The organism is Capnocytophaga sp. oral taxon 380 str. F0488, assembly GCF_000318255.2.
GTDB lineage: Bacteria > Bacteroidota > Bacteroidia > Flavobacteriales > Flavobacteriaceae > Capnocytophaga > Capnocytophaga ochracea.
This window is the reverse complement of the sequence record NZ_KB291207.1, coordinates 30,174-39,170: the sequence shown is the minus strand read 5'-3', so window position 1 is coordinate 39,170 and position 8,997 is coordinate 30,174. Positions and strand designations below refer to the sequence as shown.

General features: G+C 41.0%; 5 protein-coding genes and 1 tRNA gene. 5 read left to right on the top strand and 1 reads right to left on the bottom strand.

From position 1 onward, the window contains the following. The first annotated feature begins 219 nt into the window (after positions 1-219). The 4 genes from HMPREF9078_RS07015 (at position 220) to murF (ending at position 6,110) form a co-directional block, all read left to right on the top strand. Positions 220-1,443 carry a lipocalin family protein gene (locus HMPREF9078_RS07015; RefSeq protein ID WP_009420002.1) on the top strand — a complete coding sequence of 408 codons (1,224 nt, stop codon included), beginning with the start codon at positions 220-222 and terminating at the stop codon, positions 1,441-1,443. 285 nt (positions 1,444-1,728) lie between these two features. Further along, positions 1,729-2,763, top strand: coding sequence for an inorganic phosphate transporter (locus HMPREF9078_RS07010; protein WP_002674226.1), 1,035 nt, complete (start codon positions 1,729-1,731; stop codon positions 2,761-2,763). 202 nt (positions 2,764-2,965) lie between these two features. Continuing rightward, positions 2,966-4,633 (top strand): gliding motility lipoprotein GldJ, encoded by a 1,668-nt coding sequence (gene gldJ, locus HMPREF9078_RS07005; protein WP_009420001.1) that lies wholly within the window; start codon positions 2,966-2,968, stop codon positions 4,631-4,633. A gap of 142 nt (positions 4,634-4,775) precedes the next feature. After that, positions 4,776-6,110 carry a UDP-N-acetylmuramoyl-tripeptide--D-alanyl-D-alanine ligase gene (murF, locus tag HMPREF9078_RS07000; protein ID WP_009420000.1) on the top strand — a complete coding sequence of 445 codons (1,335 nt, stop codon included), beginning with the start codon at positions 4,776-4,778 and terminating at the stop codon, positions 6,108-6,110. Between the two features lie 65 nt (positions 6,111-6,175). Here the strand turns inward: murF and HMPREF9078_RS06995 are convergent, their stop codons facing one another. Then, positions 6,176-8,350, bottom strand: a complete 2,175-nt coding sequence (locus HMPREF9078_RS06995; protein WP_009419999.1) for a DPP IV N-terminal domain-containing protein — start codon at positions 8,348-8,350, stop codon at positions 6,176-6,178. A 176-nt stretch (positions 8,351-8,526) separates the two neighbouring features. Between HMPREF9078_RS06995 and HMPREF9078_RS06990 the strand changes: the two genes are divergently transcribed. Then, positions 8,527-8,600: transfer RNA gene (locus HMPREF9078_RS06990), tRNA-Ile, on the top strand. The last annotated feature ends 397 nt before the right edge of the window (positions 8,601-8,997 follow it).

The window sequence follows — 8,997 nt, the reverse complement described above, 5'->3', positions numbered from 1 at the left end:
GAAGGGGGACAAGCTGGGAAAGGTGACAAACCTCTCCCTTCTCACATACTCCGCTCTCGCGGACTTCTGTTCAAAGGGGGAATGTGGTGACCAATAGGGGGTTGTAAAAGGTTTTGGAAGGGCTCGGAGGGAGTCGGAGGTGGGGTATTATGATGATTTTTTGGTGAAGAAAAATTAATTTTATAGTTTTGCGCCCTCAAACTAAAAATACTAACACATATGAAGAAATTTCTATTTGGGGCATTTGTTGCCCTTGCCACAATGATTTCGTCTTGCGGAAGCAAAGATGATAAAACACCTGAGCCGCCACAGAAGACTGTCGAACTGATAGGAGCTTGGCAAATGGAATCGTCTACCATAGACGGAAAACCGTCTTCGGTTTCAGAATGTACACTAAAAGAAACGATTGTTTTTACTGAAAAGACAATAGAACGTCTTTCGTTTAAGAAAAGAAATGGTAATTGCTCCTATGAGAAACAAGACCCTTTGACTTACATTCTTTCGGGGAACACCTTTACAACCAAAGATGGTACTACCACTTTTACCATTACTGAGGGTAAACTTGTGATAGAGGGAGTCTATACAGATGTACAAGGAAACAAAAAGCCTTCTACCACTACCTATAAAAGAATTACCGAAAAAGAATTGACAGTCCTTAGAGCGATGGAGTATAAAGCTCCTGATTACAAAAAACAAGTGATAGGGGCGTGGCAAATGGAATCGGCAACTCTTGATGGTGAGAAGTTAGCGTTTTCGGAGTGCTATTTAAAAGATGCTATTATTTTTACTGAAAGCACAGTAGAAGAGCTTATCTTTGAAAAGTATGATGAATATAATTGTACCTATAAAAAACAAGAAATAAAACCCTATACTATATCGGGAACAACTATTACACTTGAAGGTAAGACAGTTACTTTTACTGTGACTGAAACTAAACTTGTAATAGAGGGGACTGGATTAGATGAACAAGGGAGAAAGCGTTCTTTTTCATATACCTATAAGAAAATCAGCGAAAAAGAATTGACAACCCTTAGAGCGATGGAGTATAAAGCTCCTGAAAAAACTACCGACCCCAAAGCACTCATAGGGGCGTGGCAGATAGAAAAAGCTACCTTTAATGGACAACCTATCGAAAAAGGACCCTGTGAAGATAAACAAGTAGATATTTATACCGCCAATACAGTAACTAATTATGACTTTGGCTTCAATAGTAATACTAATCGTTGTGAGTTTGAAAAAGGCAGAGCGGTGCCTTATACTGCTTCTAATGGTACGATTACTAAAAAAGACGATACTCCTGAGAACTTTTTTGTAAGAGGAAATAGGCTTGTTATTTCATTTATAGATAAAGATGATGATGATAATCAAGGAACGTATGAGTATACATTTAAGAAACTTACAGAGGCAGAACTTGCGGAGATAAATAAATTGGAGAAGAAATAAAAGCAAGACAAGAAACACTGATAATCAGTGATAAAGACATTATAGGTGCGTTAAAGTTTTGTTAAACTCTGGAATTGTTTTGGTAGTTAAAAAAAACGCCGTACCTTTGCCGACGCAATGAGGGTGGTAGCTCATTGTAAAACTTCAAATAATAGTTTTCATAATTTAAAGTTTTGGTTGGTTAATGGAAAAGTCCGATAGTAATATCGGGCTTTTTTTTTGCAGAAAAAGTATTGTTATTTAAAAAAGATTTTATACTTTTGCGGAGAAAAACTGATATAGAGAATGACACCCATATACAGCCAATTACTTATTCCGTTTCTCATTGCAATGGCAGTAGCCATTACGATGGGAGGTAGTGGTACCGCTCCTGCATTCTCGGCAAGCTATGGCGCTAATGTGATTAGAAAGACTGTTATCCCGGGGTTATTTGGGATAATGGTGTTTGTAGGGGCGTTTTTAGCAGGGAAGAAAACGGCAGGTACAATGGGGAGTGGCATATTACCGTCGGAGTATTTGGATTTTACGGTGGTATCGATAGCCTTATTTTCGATAGCGGTAACGATGCTTATTTCGAACATTTCCGGGATACCGCAGTCTACCAGTCAGGCAGCAGTATTAGCCTTAGCGGCACCAGCGTTGTATTTTGAGAAGTTAGACACGAATAGGCTATTTATGGAGATTATACCTGCGTGGTTTATATTACCTGTGATTGCTTATTTTCTGAGTTATTTTGCAGGGAAATACATTTACCAGCCGATGCGCAGGCGAGGGCTGACGATACAGCGGGCGCAGAATGAGAACAAGAAGCATATTTGGGATGTGGCGTTGGTGATAATGGCTTTGTACGTATCGTTTGCGATAGGCTCTAACAACGTAGCTAATGCGACGGGACCTTTGTATACAATGACGATTAATGAGCTACACATTCGCGAGAGCGACCATATTGTTATTTTGATGTTGGCTACCTTGGTGGTAGCACCGTGTTTTGGCATTGGCGCTTCGCTTTTTGGACATAAGATACTGAAGAATACAGGGAAGGAAATAATACTTTTTGGGAAGTTTGAAGCGGTGATTATCGCATTTATATCGGGGAGCTTGTTGTTGCTGGCTTCGGTTGTAAAAGGAATACCCACCTCATTGGTACAAGTGAATGTAGCAGCTATCTTAGGAATAGGCGTAGCGAAGATGGGACATAAGAATATTTTTCGCAAGACTCAAGTAAAGCGATTCTTTGCGATGTGGATGATAGCACCTATTATAGCGTTCTTTTTGTCGTTGTTATTGGTTTTTTTAGCTGATAAGAACCAAATGTTATAAACAAAATACTTAAAGAATTGTTAAAAAATAGGGTGGGAGAAGAGGAAATATGAGAAACAAGAGAAGGAGAGAAGAGAGTGTATAAAACTATAAATCAAACATATATAAAAAATACACAAAAAATAGAATATTAATATATAGTTAAAATTGAGAAAAGATGATACTACATTAAAAAAAAGTAGTATCTTGCGCCCGAATTTTTATGCTAACAAGTGTTTTTACTATGAAAAGAAATTTATTAAAAGTACCTGTTTATATGGCCTTAGCAGGATTGTTGCTCGCAGGTTGTGGCAAGAAGACTGATAAGAACACATCGAGTGCGACAGGTTGGAAAATCAACGCGAAAGAAGGTGGTTTTCAATACAATACAGATTTTAAAGACCAAGAGACAGGTCCTGGTCTTGTGCTCATTGAGGGAGGTACCTTCACTATGGGTCAGGTGGAAGACGACATAATGCACGACTGGAATAACACACCTACCCAACAACACGTACAGTCTTTTTATATGGACGAAACAGAGGTAACCAACAAGATGTATATGGAATACCTCGATTGGTTAAAACGTGTGTTCCCACCAGATGAAGAGCAATATAGAAATATATATATAGGTGCCCTTCCTGATACCTTAGTATGGAGAAGCCCTCTAAGTGCTAATGAAGCAATGGTTAGCAATTACTTGCGTCACCCTGCTTATGCTGAGTATCCTGTAGTAGGGGTAAACTGGGTGCAAGCAGTACAGTTTAGTTCTTGGCGCACTGACCGTGTGAACGAGGCAATCTTGGAACGTGATGGTTATCTTGCAAAAGATGCTCGTTACCAAGTAGATGCTACTAGCACATTTAGTACCGATACTTACCTAAACGCCCCATCACAAACTTACGGAGGTAAGATAGCCGGTGAAATGGGAGGTAAGAAAACTAATAAAGAAGGAGAAGCAACTTATGCTAAACAAACTAGCGGTATTTTATTGCCTGAGTATCGTTTGCCTTCTGAAGTAGAGTGGGAATATGCTGCCAAATCTTTGGGTGGTATTCGTGAATATAACTCATTGCAAGGTAGAAAGAAATACCCTTGGGATAGCCAATACACTCGTTCTACCAAACGTAGAACTCGTGGAGACCTCTTAGCTAACTTTAAACAAGGTAAAGGTGACTACGGCGGATTAGCAGGTTGGTCAGATGATAAAGGTGATATTACTGTAGCAGTTAAAACTTACCCACCTAATGACTTTGGTTTATATGATATGGCAGGTAACGTAGCCGAGTGGGTAGCCGATGTTTATCGTCCTATTGTTGATGATGAAATAACAGATTTCAACTATTACCGCGGTAACGTGTATATGAAACACGCTATTGGTGAAGACGGAAAACAAATAGTAGTAACTCCTGAGAATGTGAAGTATGACACTTTGATGAACGGTAAAATTATCGCTCGTAATTTACCAGGTAACCTTGCTACTGTTCCTATCGACTCAAACGAAACCTATTTGCGTTATAACTTTACACACTCCGATAACCGTAGTTATCACGATGGTGATAAATCATCTACACGCAACTATCGTAACCAAAATGACTTGATGGCAGAAGGTTCAGAGTATACAAACTCAATGTACAATGCTCCTCGTCCTAAAAGACCAGGTAGCGATATCAGCGGTAAGGGCTATGATACTTCTAACGACCGTACTTCACTTATCGACGACGAAGTACGCGTATACAAAGGAGGTTCTTGGAGAGACCGTGCTTATTGGCTTGACCCAGCACAACGTCGTTTCTTACCTCAGTACATTGCTACTGATTACATAGGGTTCCGCAACGCTATGAGCCGTGTAGGTTCAAAAGCTAAAAAGAACCATAAAACTCCTAAAGGATAAAAAACATAAAAATTTTCATAAATAGAGAGCCCTCTTGAACTTTTCAAGAGGGCTCTTCTCTTTTTTTATAGAAAGTGACAAGAACTATTTGCTTAACTCAAAAAAACGCTGTAGTTTTGCATTATAAAAGAACTAATAGTTTATGATAGAAGAGCTTTATCAAAGATATATAACTTCAGCGGGCGTAAGTACTGATACCCGCAATATAACGCCTAATAGTATTTACTTTGCTTTAAAAGGAGCTTCGTTTAACGGCAACACCTTTGCTCAAGAAGCTCTTACCAAAGGAGCCTGCTATGCAGTTATTGATGACCCAGCTTATCACATCGCCGATAAAACACTTTTGGTAGACGATGTCCTCACTACACTCCAACAGCTCGCTACTTATCACCGCAGGAAGCTAAAAACACTCGTTATTGGTATTACCGGTAGCAATGGGAAAACCACCACAAAGGAGCTTATCAAGTCCGTATTATCACAACAACTGAACATAGTAGCTACACAAGGCAACCTAAACAACAATATAGGAGTACCTCTCACTTTGCTCACAATTAAACCAGAAACGGATATTGCTATTCTGGAGATGGGTGCCAATCACCCAGGTGAAATTGCCTTCCTATGTTCTATTACTGAACCCGACTATGGCTATATTACCAGTATTGGTAAAGCGCATTTAGAAGGATTTGGTTCTTTTGAAGGCGTGATAAAAACCAAAGGAGAGCTCTATGATTACCTCAAAACACACCATAAAACCATTATTGCCAATGCCGATAATCCTATCACCGAAGCGCTTTTGGAAAACTATAACAATGTGTACAGTTTTGGAGTAGGCGAAGGGGTAAACGTCTCTGTGCAATGCCTCAGCACTCAACCCGTGAAAATACAGTTTGCTGACTCGTCCCTACAAACCACCACAGAAGGATTCCCTGCCAATATAGAGGGCTTTACTGATACTCCCACTGTCGCAACTTCTCATCTGGTAGGAAGCTATAACTTCACTAATATTGCTGCTTCGGTAGCTTTTGGGCGTTACTTCAAACTCTCTACAAAGGCTATTCAGAAGGGCATAGAGAGCTATATTCCTCAAAACAATCGCAGTCAGCTATTGCAATGGGGTAGTAATACTGTTTTGCTCGACGCCTATAATGCCAATCCTAGCAGTATGACCGCCGCTATCGACAATCTTCTTTCTATGAACAGCTCCCCTAATAAAGTACTTATTCTCGGCGATATGTTTGAGCTTGGCGATTACGCTACTCAGGAGCATCAAAGCATTGTCGATAAACTCACAGAGCACCAATGGGCAGAGGTCTACCTCATCGGAAAGAATTTTAAAAAAACTAAAGCGCCTTATCCGCAGTATGAAACCTTTGAGGAATTTCAAGAAGTCTTTAAGAACCTTTCTTTTCAAGACAACCTAATACTCATCAAAGGTTCGAGAGGAATGGCTTTAGAAAGACTTATAGCCAACTCTTAAAGAGCATTAAAAAACAACGAAGGGCTGTCGGCATTGCCGACAGCCCTTCGCTTATCCTCTGATAACTACTGATTGTGTTTCTTCACATAATCAATAATTCTTTCTGTAAGGTTGATATGGTCAGTACCCCGTACACCGTGTGCGTGCATCGGGTAGATAAATAACTCTATAAAGTCGTTTTTCTTGATAGACTCACGTGTAATACTCATCAGGTGTTGAGGCACTACTACATCGTCTACACTGCCGTGAATAAATAGTAGTGGGCGCTTCAAATTCGTGAGGTATTTGCCCACTCGGCTATTCTCGTAACCCTCTGGGTTTTCTTGTGGGGTATCCATATAGCGCTCGCCATACATCACTTCGTAATACTTCCAATCGGTTACAGCCCCTCCTGCCACAGCAGTTCTGAATATTTCAGGGTGACGAGTGAGCAAGCTCGAAGCCATAAATCCTCCAAAACTCCAGCCGTGTACTGCTATCCTATTGCCATCTACATAAGGCAGACTCTTCAAATAATCCACCCCTTTAAGCTGGTCTTTTACCTCTATTTCTCCCAAACGACGGTGGATTACGCTCTCAAAAGCAAAACCTCTGTTTTCACTACCGCGGTTGTCTAAGGTAAACACAATATACTGTTCGTTTTCTACAAACGCGTGTAACCACAAGTAAGTATCTGCCAACCATTCGTTTTTCACCTGTTGGGCGTGTGGTCCTCCATATACATAAATCAGCACAGGGTACTTTTTGTTAGGGTCAAAAGTCTTAGGTTTGTGCAATTTACCGTAAAGAGGCGTACCGTCTTCGGCTTTCAGCGTTACAAACTCAGTGGTGCCTACCGCAATACCTTCTAGCGGATTCTTAGCCGTAAGCAAACGCTGTCTACTGCCTTTATCCGTACTTACAAGGTCTATATTTTGTGGAACGCTGATACTGCTATAGCTATCCAAAAGATATTTCCCGTCACTGCTCAGCTGTACGTTATGAGTTCCTGCTTCGGGAGTAAGAGCACTCACCTTTTTAGGGTTTTTAAGCTCTATCTTAAAGCAATGTTGCTCACGTGGGTCAGCACCTGTACCGGTGATAAAGACGTATTTCCCTTGTGCGTCGAAGCCTAAAATATCTTGCACTACCCAACGGAAATTGCTAACTTGCTTAATGAGCTTGCCGTTCACATTGTAATGGTATACATTTGTGAAACCATCGCGCTCGCTTAGCCATAAAAACTCATTTGCGTTGTTCGGCAAAAACACAGCTGGCTTTTCGGGCTCTACCCATTTAGCGTTGCGCTCTTCAAAAATTGTATTTACCTTTTTACCCGTACGTGCGTCGTAACGGTTTAAGGCAAAGTGGTTCTGCGCTCTGTTTACTTCCGCCAAAAGGATATATCGCTCATCAGGGCTCCAAGCCAAATTCGTGAGAAAGTGCTCATCGGTAGTGTTGATGTCTAAATAAGAAACCTTCCCGCTTTGGAAATCGTAAATCCCTACTGCTGCCTGCTCGCTGGGCTGACCTGCCATCGGGTATTTAATCGCTTTTAAGGTAGCAGGAGTAGTGGTAATATCCACCAAAGGGTAATCAGCCACCTTGCTTTCATCTTTCTGATAAAAAGCTAAATAATTGCCCTTAGGCGAAAAGAATATGCCTTTATTAATGCCAAATTCGTTGCGGTGAATTGATTTACCCGCTACAATATTCGCATCAGTAAAAGCAGTAACCGCTTGTTTTTCATTCTTTTCAGTAGCCAAATACAAATTATTATCTAAGGTATATGCCACCGATTTTGTAAGAGGATTGTATTCAGCGTTTTCAGCCCCTTTCGGTAGCGTGATACTACTGAGCACATTCTTGCGCTCGTAATTGTAACGGTAATAAGTATTGTCCACTTTTAAAACCATTTCCTCTTTACCGATATAGGTGATAGGAGGCAACGAACCGCTGTTTCGCAAGTAGCTTTGCAACCACTCAAACCCCATTGTGAGCTCACTGCCAATAGCGCCCACTTTTTCACCTTTGGGGTTGAAAATCTCATACGTATCACCTTTGCTGTACAGATACAGGTCAGTGCCCTCAATCCACTGCAAATTATCCAAAGTTTCAGGAGAGAGCAAGCGGTATCCCATTTCAGAAGAAGGGTCTTGTACCGCGTGAAAAACCGCTTCGGCAACCGTCAGTTTACGGTCTTGAGCTAACGCCGAAAGCGTAATAAAAGCTACGAATAGCGAAGTAATAACTCTTTTCATAATTCAGTTTTACCAATGTAATGAATTGTTTTTACAGCGCAAAAATAAAACATTCTCTTCAAATAGCCAAAGCCTTCACCACTTATTTTTACCCTTTTTCTCGAAAAAAATCCCTATAAATTTGGTCAATTCATTTTTAAATACTACTTTTGCACCGTCTTAATTAAAAACAGACAGGTCTCATAGCTCAGCTGGTTAGAGCATCTGACTCATAATCAGAGGGTCGTTGGTTCGAGCCCAACTGGGACCACCCTCAAAACAAAAGCACTTACAAACATTTGTAAGTGCTTTTTTATTATACCTAACTTCGGTTTAACTACATATTCCATCACCACACACCTCCCTTTCTTTTCGCTGTCCTATCGCTGGCGCGAGCTTGTAGCTCGCGCCCATTTGGTTCCTCCCAACCTCTCCAAAACCTTTTACAACCCCTCTTTGGTCACCACAATTCCCTCTTTGAAGGAGGCTAGGGGGATGTTATCTTCCCTTTGGAGGTAGCCAGCGACAGCTGGGTATGTGCCTCGCGAGAGCAGAGTATGTGAGAAGGGGGAGGTTTCCTCCGCTTTTCCGTCACACTCCCTCCTAGTGCCTATGGACTAAGGCCTAGTGCCCATTCCCTTTTCTTTCGCCACGAAACCCTGTTTTTA

Excerpts from the sequence above, each read along its gene's own strand:
- HMPREF9078_RS07015 (WP_009420002.1), top strand. The coding sequence starts at position 220 with ATGAAGAAATTTCTATTTGGGGCATTTGTTGCCCTTGCCACAATGATT.
- HMPREF9078_RS07010 (WP_002674226.1), top strand. The coding sequence starts at position 1,729 with ATGACACCCATATACAGCCAATTACTTATTCCGTTTCTCATTGCAATG.
- gldJ (WP_009420001.1), top strand. The coding sequence starts at position 2,966 with ATGCTAACAAGTGTTTTTACTATGAAAAGAAATTTATTAAAAGTACCT.
- murF (WP_009420000.1), top strand. The coding sequence starts at position 4,776 with ATGATAGAAGAGCTTTATCAAAGATATATAACTTCAGCGGGCGTAAGT.
- HMPREF9078_RS06995 (WP_009419999.1), bottom strand. The coding sequence starts at position 8,350 with ATGAAAAGAGTTATTACTTCGCTATTCGTAGCTTTTATTACGCTTTCG.